The organism is Streptomyces sp. NPDC048623 (assembly GCF_040650755.1).
Lineage (GTDB): Bacteria > Actinomycetota > Actinomycetes > Streptomycetales > Streptomycetaceae > Streptomyces.
The window spans coordinates 12,796-29,953 of record NZ_JBEZHV010000036.1; the positions used below are offsets into that span (position 1 = coordinate 12,796).

The following is a 17,158-nucleotide window of genomic DNA, read 5'->3' on the forward strand; positions in this document are numbered from 1 at the left end:
CGTCGGCGCCGCCGCCCAGGCCCTCCTGCACACCCACCGCGCGCTCGCCGTGGACGATCTGTGCGAGGCCCTGGTCGCCACCGCCCACCCGCTCGCCGAGGGCCTGCTCGCCGCGCTCACCGAGGACGAACCCGCCGCCCTGTGCCGGGCCGTGGACCGCTGGGCGCACGACGACCGGCGCCCCGAACGCCGGGCGGCGGCAGCCGCGTACGGGCAGCTCGTCGCCCGGCACGCGACCGACCCCGCCGACCGCGACACCCTGCGCTACGCGGCCCTCGCCCTGCTCGCCCGGCCCGGCGACCGGGCGCTGCACGGCGCCGCGCTCGGGCTGCTGCTCCGGGACCCCGACACCCGCGAACGGTTCCTGCCGCGGGCGCTCGCCGACCCCGGCGTACCGGCCGACGCCCTCGCCGCCGCGCTGCCCAGCCACGCCGAACCGGTCCTCGCCGCCTTCCGGGCCCGGCTCCTCGACGGGGCGGGGACCGCGGCGGCGCAGGCCCTCCGGGCCCTCGCCGGGGTCGACACGCCCCGGCTCGCGCGCCGCGCCGCCGCCCTCGTCGCCGAGTACGCCGAGCGGCACCCCGAGGGCGCGCCGCTGGTCGCCGGCTTCGTCGACCGGCGCCTGGAGCGCGGCCCGGTGGTCCGCTGCGTCCTCCACCCGCTGGTCCTCGGGCTGCTCGCGCTGCCCGCCCAGCGGGCCGCCCTCGCCCCGGTGCTCGCCGCGCCCGGCACCGGCGCCTCCCGCTTCCTGCGCGCCGAACTCCGCGCCGTACTCCACGCGGACCTGCGCACCGGACCACCACGGGCACAGCTCCCCTCAGGAGTGCTCGAACCGCTGCCCGCCGGGCCGCGAGACAAGGCGCACACCATGCCGATGCCACCGCTGCCGCATGCTCATGGCAGTCTTAGACCTGCGCCAACAGGCGTACACGCGGACATGGGTACAGGCGGACGAGGAGCGGTCACAGTGCAGCGCTGGCGTGGCTTGGAGGACATCCCCCAGGACTGGGGGCGCAGCGTCGTCACCATCGGTTCCTACGACGGGGTCCACCGCGGGCACCAGCTGATCATCGGGCGGGCCGTGGAGCGCGCCCGCGAGCTGGGCGTGCCCTCGGTCGTGGTCACCTTCGACCCGCACCCCTCCGAGGTCGTCCGCCCCGGCAGCCACCCGCCGCTGCTCGCCCCGCACCACCGGCGCGCCGAGCTGATGGCGGGCCTCGGCGTGGACGCGGTCCTCGTCCTGCCGTTCACGGCCGAGTTCTCGCAGCTGTCCCCGGCCGACTTCATCGTGAAGGTCCTGGTCGACAAGCTGCACGCGCGCTGTGTCATCGAGGGCCCGAACTTCCGCTTCGGCCACCGGGCCGCCGGGAACGTGCAGTTCCTCGCCGAGCTCGGCGACACCTACGACTACGAGGTCGAGGTCATCGACCTGCGGGTGACCGGCGCGGCGGGCGGCGGCGAGCCGTTCTCCTCGACGCTCACCCGCCGCCTCGTCGGCGAGGGCGACATGGCCGGCGCCGCCGAGATCCTGGGCCGGCCGCACCGCGTCGAGGGCATCGTCGTACGCGGCGCCCAGCGCGGCCGCGAGCTCGGCTTCCCGACCGCCAACGTCGAGACCCTGCCGCACACCGCGATCCCCGCCGACGGCGTCTACGCGGGCTGGCTGACCGCCGCCGGCGAGCGGATGCCCGCCGCGATCTCGGTGGGCACCAACCCGCAGTTCGACGGCACCGAGCGGACCGTGGAGGCGTACGCGATCGACCGCGAGGGCCTCGACCTGTACGGGCTGCACGTGACGGTGGACTTCCTCGCCTATGTGCGCGGGATGCTCCGCTTCGACACCCTCGACGACCTGCTCGTGGCGATGGCCGACGACGTGAAGAAGTGCCGCGAGCTGACGACGGCGTACGACCAGGAGCATGGCCAGGCCTGAGCCGGCGGGGCAAACGGACGGGAGCGGGGGACGGGCGGGGGGACCGTGTACGGGACGTAAAGCGTGATTTGTGGCGCGGAACAAGAAGGGCGCCCTTTCAGGGACCGGCCCCGCGCCGTAAATCATGCAGTCCCGAACACGGCCCCCCGCCCGGCCCACGCGCCACCCACCACCGGCCCCCGCCTCAGCCCTGTACGGCCGCCGCCTGCACCAGGTGGCACGCCACCCCGCCACCCCCCAGCACCGCCAGGTCCTCCGTACGGCACCGGTCAGCGACCCCCGCCGCCGCCCCCGACGCGAGCGCCTGGCAGCGCACGTGGAAGCGGCAGCCGGAGGGGATCCGGGCCGGGTCCGGTGGTTCTCCCGCCAGCACCACCGGCTCACCACCGGACTCCGGAAGCACCGACAACAGCGCCTGGGTGTAAGGATGCTGAGGACGCGTCAGCACATCCTCCACCGCCCCGGTCTCCACGATCCGCCCCAGATACATCACCGCCACCCGGTCCGCGATGTTCCACGCGAGCCCCAGGTCGTGCGTCACCACGAGCGCCGACAGGCCCAGTTCGTCGCGCAGCCGCAGCAGCAGGGCCAGGATCTCGCCCCGTACGGACGCGTCCAGAGACGCCACCGGCTCGTCCGCGACGATCAGTTCGGGTTCGAGCACCAGCGCACCCGCGATCACCACGCGCTGCCGCTGTCCGCCGGACAGCTCGTGCGGGTAGCGCAGGAAGAAGCGCTCCGGGGGCCGGAGCCCGGCCCGGGACAGCGCCTCGGCGACCGCCGCGCGCTCGTCGCCCGCGTACCCGTGGATCCGCAGGCCCTCCGCCACGGCGTCGTACACCGTGTGCCGCGGGTTCAGCGAACCGCTCGGGTCCTGGAGCACCAACTGGGCGCGTTTCCGGTACGCCTTGAGCGCCTTGCCCGTGTACGTGAGGGGGGCGCCCGCGAACCGCACCGAGCCGCCCGTCGGCCGGACCAGGCCGAGCAGCGAGCGGGCCAGCGTCGTCTTGCCGCAGCCGGACTCGCCGACCAGGGCCACGATCTCGCCTGCGCCGATGTCCAGGTCGACACCGTCCACCGCCCGGGCCGGAGGCGCGCCCCGCCGCCCGGGAAAGACGACCCGCAGCCCCTCCGCCGACAGCAACGGCGCCACGCCCGCCGCCGACGCCGCCGCATCCGTACCCACGCCCTGCCCGCTCATGAGCCGCTCCCCACATGTACGCAGGCCGCCCGGCGCCCCGCGCCCGCGTCCCCTGAGGCCTGTCTGGCATTCGCCCGCGGCGTCGCGGCGGGGGACCGCCGGACAGGCCTCAGCTCCTGGTCCTCGGTCGCGCACCGCTCCTCCGCCACCGGGCAGCGCGGCCGGAACGCGCAGCCGACCGGCAGGTCCGCCGGGTCCGGCGGGTCGCCGGGCAGGCCGCGCGGGGCCCGGCGCGAGGCCGGGTCGCCGATCCGGGGGAACGCGGAGGACAGCGCGCGCCCGTAGGGGTGGGCGGCCGACTCGTACACCGCCTTCGCCGGGCCCTCCTCGACCACCCGCCCCGCGTACATCACGGCGAGCCGGTCGCAGGTGTCGGCGAGCACCGCCAGATCGTGGCTGATCATCAGGAGGCCGATGCCCTGCTCCGCGACCAGCTGCTCGATCAGGCGCAGGATCTGCGCCTGGATCATCACGTCGAGCGCGGTCGTCGGCTCGTCCGCCACGATCAGGCGCGGATCGCAGGCCAGGGCCATCGCGATCATCACGCGCTGCCGCTGCCCGCCGGACAGCTCGTGCGGATACGCTGCCGCGCGGGCGGTGGGCAGGCCCACCTGCTCCAGGAGCTCACCGACGCGCCCACGGGCCGCCGCCGGGGTGGCCCGGCCGTGCACGAGCAGCGGCTCGGCGATCTGGTCGCCGATCCGGCGCACCGCGTTCAGCGAGTGCATCGCGCCCTGGAAGACGATCGACGCGCCCGCCCAGCGCACCGCCCGCAGCCGCCCCCACTTCATGGCGAGGACGTCCTCGCCCTCCAGGAGGATCTCGCCGCTGGTGGTGGCAGAGGCGGGCAGGAGCCGCAGCAGCGCGAGCGCCATCGTGGACTTGCCGCAGCCGGACTCGCCGGCGACGCCCAGCTTCTGCCCGGCCGGCAGGGTCAGGTCCACGCCCCGTACGGCCGGGACGGCGTCCGCCCCCGTCCCGTACGTCACCCTGAGATTCCGTACTTCCAGGAGGTTCCCGTCAGTGGTGCTCAACGCCCCACCCCCAGCTTCGGGTTGAGGACGGACTCGACGGCCCGCCCGCACAGCGTGAACGCGAGCGCGACGAGCGCGATGGCGATGCCGGGCGGCGCCAGGTACCACCAGTGGCCGGACGAGACCGCGCCCGCCTCGCGCGCGTCCTGGAGCATCCCGCCCCAGGACACCACGGTCGGGTCGCCCAGGCCCAGGAACGCCAGGGTCGCCTCGGTGAGGATGGCCGTGGAGATGCCCAAGGTGGTCTGCGCGAGCACCAGCGGCATCACGTTCGGCAGGACGTGCCGGGTCATGATGTGCCCGTGGCCCCCGCCGAGCGCGGTCGCCCGCTCGATGTACGGGCGCGACTCGACCGCGATGGTCTGCGCCCGCACGAGCCGGGCCGTGGTCGGCCAGCTGGTCACGCCGATCGCCAGGATCACGGTCCACATCGACCGGGACATCACGGTCGCGAGCACGATCGCGAGGACGAGGGTCGGCATCACCAGGAACCAGTCGGTGATCCGCATGACGACCGTGGAGAACCAGCCGCCGTAGTGGCCCGCGACGATGCCCACCAGGGTGCCGATGGCGACCGAGAGCGTGGCGGCGAGCAGCCCCACCAGGAGCGAGATCCGCGCGCCCCAGATCAGCAGCCCGAGCAGAGAGCGCCCGAACTGGTCGGTGCCCAAAGGGAATTCGGCGCTCGGTGGTTCGAGCGCGGTGCCGGGCGCGTCGGTCACGGACTGCACGTCCGCGCCGACGGTCAACGGCGCCGTGAGGGCGAGCAGCCCGATCAGGGCGAGCCCGACCAGGCCCCACAGCCCGGCCCGGTGGCCGCGGTACTGCTTCCAGAAGCGGGCGACGGTGCCACGGCGCCGCTCCCATGCCAGTGACGTCATCGGCCCACCCGGGGGTCGAGCAGCGGATAGAGCAGGTCGGCGATCAGGTTCATCACGATCATCGCGCCGGCGAAGACCACGAACAGGCCCTGCACCAACGGCAGATCGGGCACGCTGAGCGCCTGGTAGAAGAGCCCGCCGAGGCCCGGCCAGGAGAACACCGTCTCCACCAGGATCGAACCGGCCACCACATGCCCGAGGTTGATGAAGACCATCGTCACCACGGGCAGGAGCGCGTTCGGTACGGCGTGCCGGCGCCGTACCGCGTCGTCGCGCAGCCCCTTCGCCCGCGCGGTGGTCAGATAGTCGCCGCCCATCTCGTCGAGCAGTGAGGAACGCATCACGAGCAGCGTCTGGGCGTAGCCCACGGCGACCAGCGTGAGCACCGGCAGCACCATGTGGTGGGCGACGTCGAGCACGTACCCGAAGCCGGTCTCGCCGGTGCCGGACTCCATGCCGCCGGTCGGGAACAGTCCGGGGACCGGCCCCATGCCGACCGAGAAGACGATGATGAGCAGCAGCCCGAGCCAGAACGAGGGCACCGACCACAGGGTGAGCGCCACGCCCGTGTTCAGCCTGTCGCCGAGGCTGCCGTGCCGCCAGGCGGAGCGGGTGCCCAGCCACAGGCCGAGCGCCGAGTAGAGGACGACGGCCGTGCCGGTGAGCAGTAGCGTCGCCGGGAGCTTCTGCGCGATCAGGTCGCCGACCGGCGCGCGGAACTGGAAGGAGGTGCCGAGGTCGCCGCTGAGCGCCTTGGCGCAGTAGTCGGTGAACTGCTGCCACAGCGGCAGGTCGAGCCCGAACTGGTGGCGCAGCGTGGCCAGTTGCTCGGCGGTGGTGGGCATGCCGTGGGTCATCGTCTTCACCGGGTCGCCCGGGATGATCCGGAACAGGAAGAAGCTGGTGACCAGGACGGCGAGCAGGGACACGGCCGCGCCGGCGAGCTTGGCCGCCGCGTGGCGGAGGTAGGGGAGGAGCGCGGAGGTACGGGTACGGGCGCCGGCACGGGTGCCGGGGGCGCCGCCCTCCGTGGTCCCGGCCCGGTCGGCCGGGACCACGGAGGAGGCGGGGGTGCTTGCGCTGGTCACGGGCTACTCGCGGTCGTCGGCGGTGGTGCGGCGGCGCATGGAGAGGAAGATCCCGACGCCGACGACGACCACGACGGCCGCGCCGATCCCGATGATCACGCCGGTGTTCGAGCCGCCCGAGCTCTCGTCGGAGGCCTGCGCGGCGGGCACCGCCGACCACCAGCTCCAGTAGCCGTCCTGACCCCACAGGTTGCCGGCGGCCTCGGGCATGGTGGTGATGGAGCGGATCTGGTCGGTGCGGTAGGCCTCCAGGGCGTTCGGGTACGCGATGACGTTCATGTACCCGGTGTCGTAGAGCCGCGACTGCATCTGCTTGACCAGGTCGGACCGCTTGGCGGCGTCGTACTCGACGGCCTGCTGCGCGTACAGCGCGTCGAACTGCGGGTCGCAGATGAAGTTGTCGGTGGCCCCGGTGTCCTTGGGCGTCGCGGGCAGCGTGCCGCAGGTGTGGATGGAGAGCACGTAGTCCGGGTCGGGGTTGACCGACCAGCCGTCGAAGGCCAGGTCGTAGTCGCCCTTCACCCACGGGTCCGAGACGCTGTCCAGACAGTCGACCTTCAGCCCGATGCCCAGCTTGCCCCACCACTCCTGGAGGTACTTGGCCGAGGCCTTGTCGTTCGGGTCGGTGGCGTGGCACAGGATGCGGAAGTCGAGCGGCTTGCCGTCCTTGCCGAGCCGCTTGCCGTCGGCGTTCTTCTTGTACCCGGCGGCGTCCAGGACCTGCTCCGCCTTGGCGGGGTCGTACGCACGCTTCTGCGTGTCGGCGGGCTTCCAGAAGTACGAGCCGAAGCGCGGCGGGATGTAGCCCTCGCCCTCCACCGCGTGGTCCTGGAAGACCTTGTCGACCAGGGCCGTCCGGTCCACGGCGAGGAACAGCGCCTTGCGCACCTCGGGGTCGAGCAGCGCCCTGTTGCCGTTGCCGAAGGTCTTGCCGTCCTTGGCCCGGGCGCCCGGGTTGGTGGCGAGCGCGTAGAAGCGGCGGCCCGGCGCGTCGTTGACCTTGATGTCCTTCTGGCTCTTCAGCGCGGCGGCCTGAGCGGGCGTCAGGTTCGGGACGAACGACACCTCGCCCTTCTGGAGCGCGGCGACGGCGGCGTCGCCGTCCTTGTAGTACTTGAAGACCAGCTCGTCGAACTTCGGCGCCCCGCGCCAGAACTTCTTGTTCGGCTTCAGCTTGATGTACTGGTCGACCTTGAAGTCCGTGATGACGAACGGTCCGTTGCCGACGATCGGGAACTGCTGGTCGTTGTTGAACTTGGAGAAGTCGGAGACCTTCTCCCACACGTGCTTGGGCACGATGGGCACGTCGAGCGCCGTCATCGTCGCCTGCGGCTGCTTGAGCTCTATGACCAGCGTCTGCGGGTCGGGTGCGCTGACCTTCTTGAAGTTGGCCGTGAAACTCCCGTTGGCGGTGGCCGCGTTCGGGTCGGTCATCATCTTGTTGAAGGTCCAGGCCGCGTCCTCGGCCGTGGCCTGCTGCCCGTCGGACCACATCGAGTCCTTGCGGATCGTGTACGTCCAGGTGAGCTTGTCCGGCGAGGACTTCCACTCGGTCGCGAGGCCCGGGATCGGGTGAGCGTCCTTCGGGTCGTAGTTCGTCAGGTACTCGTACGCGAGGCGGTGGATGCTGGTCGACACCAGCTTCTGGGCGAGGAACGGCGAGAGCGAGTCGACGCTCTGCGATACGGCGACGGTGAGCGTGTTACCGGTGCCTGCCTTGGCGTCCTCCCCCTGTGCTGCCTGCGTCGCCTGTGCCACCTGGGGTACGGCCGCGACGGAGGCGGCGGTGAGACCGGCGGCGAGCAGAAGAGTGAGCGGGCGGAGGGGTCTGCGGGCGGACGTCGGACGGGGTGGAACCTTCGTGACCATGACCATGGGACGTGACCTCGCGTCGGGATGCGTGCGTCGTGGGTTGTGCCGTGGATCTTGGGCTGACGATGGATGAAGCGAAGGTGTATCAGCGGTGGTCTGCCGTCGTCAACGATGTCTCAAACACCGCGTGGGCTGCGGGAATACCAAAAGGCCCCGTACCGGAACACCGGTACGGGGCCTCATTGGTCTATTCCTGTGACGCCCTACTGCTGAGGGGCTGGCGGCGCCTGCGGCGGCTGCTGCGGGGCCTGCTGGGGCCACGGGGGCGGCGGAACCTGCCCCTGCGGCTGGCCGGGGGCCTGCCCCGGCTGCTGCCAGCCCTGCGGCACCGGCGGCTGACCGGGCTGCGCCCCGTACATCTGTCCGGGGGCCGGCGGTGCGCCATACGGCTGACCGGGCTGGCCGGGCTGCCCCGGTACGGGCGGCTGCTGCTGGGGCGGGTACGCGTACGGCTGGCCGGGCTGCTGCTGCGGCGGGTAGGGCTGACCGGGCTGTCCCGGCTGTCCCGGCTGACCGGGGTAGGCCTGCGGCTGTCCGGGCTGGCCCTGGTAGCCGGGCTGGCCCGGCATCGGCGGGGCTTGGTGCGGCGGCATCATGTTCTGGGCGTCCGCCGTCCACAGCCCCTGCGCCTGCTGCGCCCGTACGAAGTCCTCGGCCACCATCGCCGACAGATGGAAGTACGCCTCGCGGGTCTTCGGCCGCATCATGTCGAGGTCGACCTCGGCACCGGCCGCCAGATGCTCGTCGAAGGGCACGACCACGACACCGCGGCAACGGGTCTGGAAGTGCTGGACGATGTCCTCGACCTTGATCATCTTGCCGGTCTCACGGACACCCGAGATGACCGTGATGGAGCGCTGCACCAGCTCCGCGTACCCGTGCGCCGACAGCCAGTCCAGCGTGGTGGAGGCGCTGGAGGCACCGTCCACGGACGGGGTGGAGATGATGATCAGCTGGTCGGCGAGGTCGAGCACACCGCGCATCGCGCTGTAGAGCAGACCGGTGCCCGAGTCGGTCAGGATGATCGGGTACTGCTTGCCCAGGACGTCGATCGCCCGCCGGTAGTCCTCGTCGTTGAAGGTCGTCGAGACGGCCGGGTCCACGTCGTTGGCGAGGATCTCCAGACCGGACGGCGCCTGCGAGGTGAAGCGGCGGATGTCCATGTACGAGTTGAGGTACGGGATCGCCTGCACGAGGTCGCGGATGGTCGCCCCGGTCTCGCGCCGCACCCGGCGCCCGAGCGTGCCGGCGTCCGGGTTGGCGTCGATCGCCAGGATCTTGTCCTGCCGCTCGATGGCGAGCGTCGCGCCGAGCGCGGTCGTCGTCGTGGTCTTGCCGACACCGCCCTTGAGCGAGATGACCGCGATCCGGTAGCAGGACAGCACCGGCGTCCGGATCAGCTCCAGCTTCCGCTGCCGCTCCGCCTCCTCCTTCTTGCCGCCGAGCTTGAAGCGCGACGAAGAGCCCGGATTCCGGGACGACTTGGGCTTCTGCTTGTTGTTGCGCAGCAGCCGGTCGGAGGACAGCTCGACCGCCGCGGTGTACCCGAGCGGCGCACCGGGCACGGACCGCTCGCGCTGGTCGTGCGTCACGGCCGACGGCCAGGCGGCGCCGGTACGGGGGTCGATGGCGGGGTTGGCGGGCGCGGCGGGGGCGCCCGGAGTGCCGGGGGCGGCGGGGGCACCCGGGGTGGGCTGCGGGGGCTGGCCCGGGTGCGGGAATCCGTAACCCTGGGGCGTCTGAGGGGCCTGCGGCGCCTGGGGTGCCTGGGGCTGCGGGGGGACGGGCGGCTGGGCCTGCGGCTGGGGCTGGCCGGGGTGGGGGAAGCCGTAGCCCTGGGGGACCTGCGGCTGGCCGAACTGACCGGGGTGCGGGAATCCGTAACCCTGGGGCGTCTGAGGGGCCTGCGGCGCCTGGGGTGCCTGCGGTTGCGGGGGGACGGGCGGCTGGGCCTGCGGCTGGGGCTGGCCCGGGTGCGGGAAGCCGTACCCGCCCTGCGGCGGTACGGGCGCCGGCCAGGCGTCCGTGGCGGGCGGCAGCGGCGCGGCCGGCGGGACCTGCTGCTGTTCGGCCGGCACTCCCTGCGCGGGCCACTGCGGGGCGGGCGCGGGCGTCGCCGGCTGGAACGACGGCGGCAGCGGCGGCAGTCCGGCGGCCGGAGCCGCGGGCGGCAGCGCGCCGGGCATGGAGTCCTGGGGTACGGGGGCGGGCGCGGGCCCGGGCTGCTCGGCGGGCGCCACGGCCTCGGGCACCGGCTGGGGCTCGGGCGTGGTCTCCGGCGCGGTCTCGGGCGCGACTTCGGCGGCCGGGGGCTCGGGAGCCTCGGAGGCGGCGGGAGTCTCGGAGGTCTCCGCGGGGGCGGATTCCCCGGCCTCGGCCTGTGCAGGTGCCGCGGCTTCCGCCTCGGGCGCGGTCTCGGGCTCCGCGACGGGCTCGGCGGGGGACGCCGCGGTCGCCTCGGCGGCCGGGGCCTCCGGAGCGGTCTCCTGGGGCTCCTGGGTCTCCTGCGCGGCCGCGATCTCCGCCATCTCGCGCTTCAGCGCGGCGGGGGAGAAGCGCATGGTCGCGCCACTCTCCAGGTCCCCACCGCCGAACGGCGCGGGAGCGGGCGCGGGCGTGGGCGCAGGGGTCGGCTCCGGCGCGACGGGCGCGACGGGCGCGGCAGGCGCGACGGGCGCGACAGGAGCCGGGGCGGGGGCAGGGGGCTGGGCCTGAACCGGCGCCGGGGCCTCCGGGGCCGGGACCGGTGCGGCCGGGGCCTGCGGGGCCGGGGCCCAGGGGGACTCGTAACCGCCGCTCGCCGGAACGCCGGGCATCGCGACCGGAGCTCCGGTCGGCGGCGGAGGCGTCGGCGCCCCGCCGCTCGTACCGCCCGACGCGTTCTGCGTGTACCAGGCCGGAGGGGTGTAGTCGATGGTGAACTCACCCGTCATCTCGGCGGGATCTGCGTCGGACTGATCGTCGACGGGCGGGTTCCAACCCCCGTTGATCTCGTCCCGATCGCGGTTCACTTTGCCTCCTGGTGTGGTCGCGCACCCTTGTGCAGTCGTGGGCGGGCACATCCCACCCTAAACGCCAACCGTGTCCGCGGGCAGGGCCGACGGCCCGCCGCTGCCCGTCGCGCGGATCGGTCCGGTCCCCCAAGTGACCCGCGAGTACCGGAGAGTGAGACCCTCGGTGCGCCAAACTTGCATAAAAACGGACATGTTGGGCGCTGTGATCCTGGTCGTGATCCTGGTCTCGGCCTGAGTCAGTCCATCCGGCGGGCGCCGCCCAGCAATCCGGTCTCGGCGTCCGTGGCCTGCGTCATCACGAACTGGCGGTCGCCCGGCGTGCACCACAGGGTCACCCCGTCCGCCAGCGTCGACAGCGCCTCCCACTCCGCACGCTGGAGCCCCATGATGCGGCCGATCTGCGCGGCCTCGTCGGGGGAGACCCGCTGCACGCCGACGAGCGAGGACTTCTCCAGGAGGCGTGGGGCCACCGGGCTCAGATAGGGGAGCAGGGTCACGACCGACTGCCACGGCGCGGAGACGACCCGGCCGCGCGGCGGCCGCATGCCGCAGTCGCGGATGACGACCACGGGGCTGCCGGCGGACGCGCCCTGCGGCGGCACCCGGCCCACGTCGTGCAGCGTGATGCAGGGCTGGCCGCCGCCGGCCGCCTGGGCGAGCGACGTCCAGGCGGGCGCACGGCCCGTCTCGACCGCCACCCGGGCGCCCGTCGCGGCCGCCCGCAGCGCGAGCACCTGCGCGGTCCACAGACCGCCGATGAGGGTGATGTCGTACGGGCTGGGCCGGTTGATGCCGAGGACGGCCGGCCGGCTCTCGGCGTCCACACCGATGACCACGCCGTCGTCGCCCACCGGCAGTGCCAGCGCGCCGAGTTGGTCGAGCGGCGCGGAATGGCGGTCGCGGCGCGGGCCGATGAGCCCGAAGCCGAGTCGGGGCTTGCCGCCCCGTCCCGTACGCCGGGCGGCCCGGCCGCCCTCGCTCGTACGGGCCGCCCGCCGTGACGGCGTACCGCCGCCGCTCGCGGCGCCGGGCAGGCCACCGCTCACGCCCCCAACCGGACCGGCGGCCGGACCGCCGGGCATCGCGCCGACGACCCCGCCGGGAGCCGGAGCCCCAGCCGTCGCGTACCCGGGCTGCCCGGCCTGGTGGCCCATCGGATGGTTCGGGTTCGGGTTCGGGTTCGAGTTCGGGTTCCCCGGAGTCGTCATCAGCGCGCACCCCCCAGCGGCAGCGTCGCCAGCATGCCCGGCACCTGCTCGCGGTCGAGCCGCACCAGGCCGGTCTTCACGCCGCGCGCCACGCGCTCCAATTCGTGCCGGGCCGCGAGGAGTTCCTCGTCGCTGCGCCCGGTGATCCGTACGTGTCCGGTGACCGTCACCTCCTGGCGGTCACCTCCGCTCAGCGTCAGGCTGAAGGTCGTCGCGAGCGCGGGCAGCGAGGTGAGCAGCGCCACCAGCTGCGGCATCGACGCCCCGGCCCCGCCCGCGCCGCCCAACTGCGGCCAGCGCCCCACCCAGTACGTGGTGTGGCGGCGGTCGTCGACGCGCCAGGTGCGCGCGGTCTCCTGGGTGCGCCGCCCCTGCGTCTGGCCGCGGCCGGCCTGCGCTATCGCCATCGGGCTCGCGCAGGTGGAGGTGGCGAGCGCGGCGGTGAGCTCCTGCTCGGTGAGGACCGTGGCCTTGAAACCGGCCCCGGCAAGACGGCTCGCCAACTGGTCGGCTGCTCGTACGACGCACTTCTGCGCGCCCTGCATGCCGCCGCCGCGCGCCTCGACCGCCTCCGGGCACAGCTCCGGGTCCAGCTTCAGCGCGACCCAGGTGATGCGGAGCGCCGGCGAACCCGTTTGGGCCTGGAGGGGCCCGTAGTTACGGGCCGCCATCGACTGCGCGGGCAGATGCGGGGCGGGCGCGGGCTGGGTGTGCTGCACGATCTGCGCGGACTCGAGCCGGATGCCGTCCACCGACAGCATGTCCCGTATCAGCCCCACGGGAAGCGGGTGCGCGCCCCGGTCGGGGCGCAGTGCCGTGGACTCGGACTCGACCCGTACGACGGCGGTGAGAAAGGTCCCGTCGCCGATCATCCCGATCGGGCGCCGGTCGCGGTCGCTGTACGCGTAGGTCCGCAGCGCCGGATCGCACTCCACGACCGGGGCGAGCCCCGGCTCCGTGCCCTCCGGTACGCCGAAGGCGGCCGCCCGGCGGGTGCGGGCGCGCAGCGCGAGGAAGGTGGTCAGCCACTCGGGCAGCGACCGGCTGTGCCGGCGCAGGAGTGCGAGCAGGACGAGTACCGCGGCGACCACACCCGCGGGCACCAGCATCAGCTTGTCCACGACCGCGGCCACGACCAGGACCGCGGCCGCCACCTCGATCAGCACGAGCTGTTGCAATCGGAACGCCCCGAAGTGTCCGGGGCGCGCCTGGAGTCTCGGTGACACCGAGGACGCGAGCGGCGAACCGGCCCCCGCGGCCGAGGAGGTGGAGGGCGCGGAAGTGGACCCGGCCGCAGCGGACCGTGTCCGCGTCGCGGAAGCCATGATTGGAGAATCCCCCTCAATTCGTCCCGATCACCGTGGCCCGCCAGGCCTTTGGCGGCCGGATCACCCTACCCGCCCCACAAGGACCGGTGGACAGCAGGCATAGTAGGGGGCCGGTCCGACCGCCGGGGCCCGGGCGCCATGCTCCCCGGACTCCCGAGCGAAGACTGAGCCTGACGAAACGGGGACCCATGGCATCACGGCGGGACGAGCTCAACGCGTACACCTTTGCGAAGAAGCGCACGGTCGCGGCATTCCTCCAACCCTCTCCCTCGGGTACGGAGGAGGGCGCGCCCAGGCCGCTGCGCGCGGTGCTTCCCGGGGTCGTCGTCGGCGCGCTGGTGATGGCCGGATTCGGCGCCTGGGGCATGTTCAGCCCGACCGCGCCCAAGGGCTGGGACGATCCCGGCAAGAAGGTGATCGTCGGCAAGCAGTCCACCACCCGTTATGTCGTCCTGACCACCGGCAAGGGCAAGGACAAGAAGACCCTGCTCCACCCGGTGCTCAACCTCGCCTCCGCGCGGCTGCTGCTCGATCCGGACGGCTACTCGGTCGTCCAGGTCGACGACAAGACGCTCGACCTGGGCAAGCCGCCACGCGGCCCCATCCTGGGCATCCCGTACGCCCCCGACCGCCTCCCCGCCAAGGAGGACGCGGGAAAGGCCAAGCGCTGGGCGGTGTGCGAACAGCCCGGCGGCGGCAACGGCGGCAACGTCCAGAAGGCCACCTTCCTCTTCGCCGAGCGCGACCTCAAGCGCACCCAGAACAGCAACAAGCTGGAATCCGGCGAGGTTCTGTACGTGAAGGGGCAGAAGGACAGCGCCCAGTTCCTGGTCGACCACACGGGCACCAAGTACCGCGTCGCCGAGAACGACTCGAAGCTCACCAACGCGCTGTTCGGCAGCGGGCAGCCGCAGCAGGTCACCGACGACTGGCTGGCCACCCTGAAGACCGGCAGCCCCGTCGACTTCCCGCCGATCCCCGGCACCGTCGGCGCCGACGCCCATGTCCGCGGCGGCCTCAAGCCCGAGCAGGACAGGGTCGGCATGGTGCTCATCGCCCAGACCGGCTCCGGCCCGCAGAACTACGTGGTCCTGGAGGGCAAGGTGCAGCCGGTCTCCGCCTTCACCGCCTGGCTGCTCATCCAGTCGCCGCTGACCGACAAGCTCGACATGGCGGGCAAGGCCAGCCCCGTCGACCTCCAGTCGCTCACTCCCGACGGCACCGCCTTCGGCACCGGACTGCGCTGGCCCGCGCGCCAGTCCACCCAGGCCAACTCGATCGGCGGCGCCGGGGCCCGGGACACCGTCTGCTCCGTCCTGGAGAGCGTCGACTCGAAGGGCAGGACCACGCTGTCCACCTGGGCCGGCCCCGAGTACCCCGCCGACATCACCGCCGGCGGCACCAGCACGTACGTCACGCCCGGCACCGGACTGCTCTACACCCAGATCCAGGGCAACCAGTCCACCCCCGACGGCTCGCTCTTCCTCGTCACGGACACCGGACTGCGGTACGCGGTGCAGGCCAACGGCGACAGCGACGCCGGCCGCTCCGAGATCGGCACCGGCAACCAGCAGCAGACCACGGACGGGCGGCCGGAGCCGTCCGACGCGCAGAAGCGGCTCGGTTACGAGACGGTCGTGCCGGTGCTCGTACCGATGGAGTGGTCGGAGTTCCTGTCCAAGGGCCCGCGTCTGGACACCAACAGCGCGCGCCAGCCGCAGGGTTCGTGAGGGGGGCTGCTCCGGTGACGACGTCTCGTAGGCGTGCGGGCGCGCTGCTCGCGGTCACGGCCCTGACGGGCGGACTGGCCGCGGCCCCGGCGGCGGCCGCGGCGGAACCCCGGTCCAGCATGGGGACCGACGGCAGCGGTGAGTGCACCTTCCCGATGAAGAAGCAGATCGAGGGCATCCCCTGGGCGCTTCAGCGGGTGCTGCTCGACGAGCTCTGGCAGGACACCAAGGGCAAGGGCGTGCGGGTCGCGGTCATCGACACGGGCGTGGACGACGTCAACCCGCAACTCAAGCCCGCCGTCGACGCGAAGGCCGGCAAGGACTACCTGAAGCCGGACAAGCAGAACCCGGGCGCGGGCAACGACCAGCGCGGCAAGACCGACGGCACGGTCGACGAGGTCGGCCACGGGACGAAGGTCGCCGGCATCATCGCCGCGCGCCCGCGCAACGGCACCGGTTTCGTCGGCCTGGCGCCCGAGGCGACCATCATCCCGATCCGCCAGAACGACGAGAAGAACAGCGGCAAGTCGGACACGATGGCCCAGGCCATCGACCACGCCCTCGCCAAGGGCGCCCAGGTCATCAACATCTCCCAGGACACCACCCAGCCGCTCAGCCCGGAGTCGTCGCTGGGCAAGGCGGTGGCCCGGGCGCTGGCCAAGGAGGTCGTGGTCGTCGCTTCCGCCGGCAACGACGGCATGGACGGCAAACTCAAGAACACCTACCCCGCGGCCTTCCCGGGGGTCCTCGCCGTCGCCTCCTCCGACCGCAACAACGAACGGGCCGTCTTCTCCCAGGCCGGCACCTTCGTCGGCGTCGCCGCACCCGGCGTCGACATGGTCTCCACGGTCCCGGGCGGCGGCCAGTGCGTCGACAACGGCACCAGCTTCTCCGCCCCGTACGTCACGGGCGTGGCGACCCTCCTGCGCGCCAAGTACCCGAAGTGGACGGCCGCCCAGATCGTGACCCGCATCGAGCAGACCGCCGTCCGCTCGGTCAACGGCCATGACAACTACGTGGGTTGGGGCGTCGTCGACCCGGTCCGCGCCCTGGCCGACGGCCCGGAGCCCCCGCTCACCGGCCCCACCCCGGACCCGGGCCCACCGAAGGCGGAGGCTCCGGAACCGGCCCACATGTCCATGTCGGAGACCCCGCAGGAGCGTTCGGAGCGCCTTGCGACGTACGCGCTGGGGATCGGTGGGGTGCTGGTCGCGGTGGTCGCGGGAGCAGCGGTGGTGATCAGGGACAGCCGACGGCGAGAGGCGACTCGATAGGCCGTCAGATGAGTAGGGATACTTAGGCATTACCCGGCAGTACCTAGGCAGCTTTGCAGTTGGAACTGTCGTACCAAGTCGATAGAGTGGACTTGTTCGTTCGTGTGACAGGGGGAACTGAGGTGGCAGGGCCGAACGGGGACGGCGGCAAGCAGGGGCTCGAAGTCGGTGACGTGACGCTCCTGAGCTTCCAAACGCGTATGCAGAAGCTGGTCGACGACCTGAAGGGCTCGCCGGCCGAGAGCACGAAGATCGGCGAGCAGAAGGTCACGGCCGCGTCGTACGGCACGGGCTTCAGCGCGGCGAGCGAGCTGCACGGGGCGTACGAGAAGGTGCGTGCGCGGCTCGAAGAGTTGACGAAGATCTTCGGCGAGACGATCGAGGCGATGGGGATTCGCGCGCAGATCGCCGACAAGGGCTACGGCAGCGTGGATCAGGAACAGCGCGAGCGCTTCCAGCAGATCCAGAAGAGCACGCAAGAGGACTACGAGAAGCACACCGGAACGGGTGTCGAGGACCCGGCCAAGCCGCAGCAGCCGACCAAGCCGACGCCCAGCGCCACCGATTCCGGCGGCTTCAGCTAAACGGGGGAGGA

Annotated in this window: 12 protein-coding genes; 4 read left to right on the forward strand and 8 right to left on the reverse strand. The window is 72.7% G+C overall.

Annotated elements, in window-relative coordinates:
* Positions 1-967 precede the first annotated feature (967 nt).
* Positions 968-1,933 carry a bifunctional riboflavin kinase/FAD synthetase gene (locus tag AB0C73_RS33475; protein ID WP_362537314.1) on the forward strand — a complete coding sequence of 322 codons (966 nt, stop codon included), beginning with the start codon at positions 968-970 and terminating at the stop codon, positions 1,931-1,933.
* 184 nt (positions 1,934-2,117) lie between these two features.
* Here AB0C73_RS33475 and AB0C73_RS33480 read toward each other — a convergent pair whose 3' ends face one another.
* The 8 genes from AB0C73_RS33480 to eccE form a co-directional block, all read right to left on the reverse strand.
* Complete coding sequence (locus AB0C73_RS33480; RefSeq protein ID WP_362537249.1) at positions 2,118-3,134, reverse strand: ABC transporter ATP-binding protein; 1,017 nt, start codon at positions 3,132-3,134, stop codon at positions 2,118-2,120.
* Complete coding sequence (locus tag AB0C73_RS33485; protein ID WP_362537251.1) at positions 3,131-4,168, reverse strand: ABC transporter ATP-binding protein; 1,038 nt, start codon at positions 4,166-4,168, stop codon at positions 3,131-3,133. The genes AB0C73_RS33480 and AB0C73_RS33485 overlap by 4 nt, the downstream gene beginning before the upstream one ends.
* Entirely contained in the window at positions 4,165-5,049 is an 885-nt protein-coding gene (locus AB0C73_RS33490; protein WP_362537253.1) for an ABC transporter permease, read from the reverse strand. The genes AB0C73_RS33485 and AB0C73_RS33490 overlap by 4 nt, the downstream gene beginning before the upstream one ends.
* Positions 5,046-6,137 (reverse strand): ABC transporter permease, encoded by a 1,092-nt coding sequence (locus tag AB0C73_RS33495; protein ID WP_362537255.1) that lies wholly within the window; start codon positions 6,135-6,137, stop codon positions 5,046-5,048. Before AB0C73_RS33495 ends, AB0C73_RS33490 begins: the two co-directional genes overlap by 4 nt.
* 3 nt (positions 6,138-6,140) lie before the next feature.
* Complete coding sequence (locus tag AB0C73_RS33500) at positions 6,141-8,006, reverse strand: ABC transporter substrate-binding protein (RefSeq protein WP_362537316.1); 1,866 nt, start codon at positions 8,004-8,006, stop codon at positions 6,141-6,143.
* A 206-nt stretch (positions 8,007-8,212) separates the two neighbouring features.
* A complete protein-coding gene (locus tag AB0C73_RS33505) occupies positions 8,213-11,020 on the reverse strand; it encodes an SCO5717 family growth-regulating ATPase (RefSeq protein ID WP_362537257.1) in 2,808 nt (935 codons plus the stop codon).
* Positions 11,021-11,259: 239 nt separating this feature from the next.
* The gene (locus AB0C73_RS33510; RefSeq protein WP_362537318.1) at positions 11,260-12,105 is read right to left on the reverse strand and encodes a hypothetical protein; all 846 of its coding nucleotides are present in this window, start codon (positions 12,103-12,105) and stop codon (positions 11,260-11,262) included.
* Between the two features lie 125 nt (positions 12,106-12,230).
* Positions 12,231-13,556: a type VII secretion protein EccE gene (eccE, locus tag AB0C73_RS33515; protein WP_362537259.1), complete on the reverse strand. Its 1,326-nt coding sequence runs from the start codon at positions 13,554-13,556 to the stop codon at positions 12,231-12,233.
* 191 nt (positions 13,557-13,747) lie between these two features.
* On the opposite strand from eccE, the gene eccB reads away from it, so the two are divergent.
* From eccB to AB0C73_RS33530, 3 genes are all read left to right on the forward strand, one after another.
* Entirely contained in the window at positions 13,748-15,289 is a 1,542-nt protein-coding gene (gene eccB, locus AB0C73_RS33520) for a type VII secretion protein EccB (protein ID WP_362537261.1), read from the forward strand.
* Between the two features lie 74 nt (positions 15,290-15,363).
* Positions 15,364-16,563, forward strand: coding sequence for a type VII secretion-associated serine protease mycosin (mycP, locus tag AB0C73_RS33525; protein WP_362537320.1), 1,200 nt, complete (start codon positions 15,364-15,366; stop codon positions 16,561-16,563).
* Between the two features lie 122 nt (positions 16,564-16,685).
* A complete protein-coding gene (locus AB0C73_RS33530; RefSeq protein WP_362537263.1) occupies positions 16,686-17,147 on the forward strand; it encodes a hypothetical protein in 462 nt (153 codons plus the stop codon).
* Positions 17,148-17,158: the final 11 nt, after the last annotated feature.

Bases quoted from the DNA above. Each gene is read 5' to 3' on its own strand.
- AB0C73_RS33500 (WP_362537316.1), bottom strand. From the start codon at position 8,006: ATGGTCACGAAGGTTCCACCCCGTCCGACGTCCGCCCGCAGACCCCTC.
- AB0C73_RS33510 (WP_362537318.1), bottom strand. From the start codon at position 12,105: ATGCCCGGCGGTCCGGCCGCCGGTCCGGTTGGGGGCGTGAGCGGTGGC.
- eccE (WP_362537259.1), bottom strand. From the start codon at position 13,556: ATGGCTTCCGCGACGCGGACACGGTCCGCTGCGGCCGGGTCCACTTCC.
- AB0C73_RS33480 (WP_362537249.1), bottom strand. From the start codon at position 3,134: ATGAGCGGGCAGGGCGTGGGTACGGATGCGGCGGCGTCGGCGGCGGGC.
- eccB (WP_362537261.1), top strand. From the start codon at position 13,748: ATGGCATCACGGCGGGACGAGCTCAACGCGTACACCTTTGCGAAGAAG.
- AB0C73_RS33490 (WP_362537253.1), bottom strand. From the start codon at position 5,049: ATGACGTCACTGGCATGGGAGCGGCGCCGTGGCACCGTCGCCCGCTTC.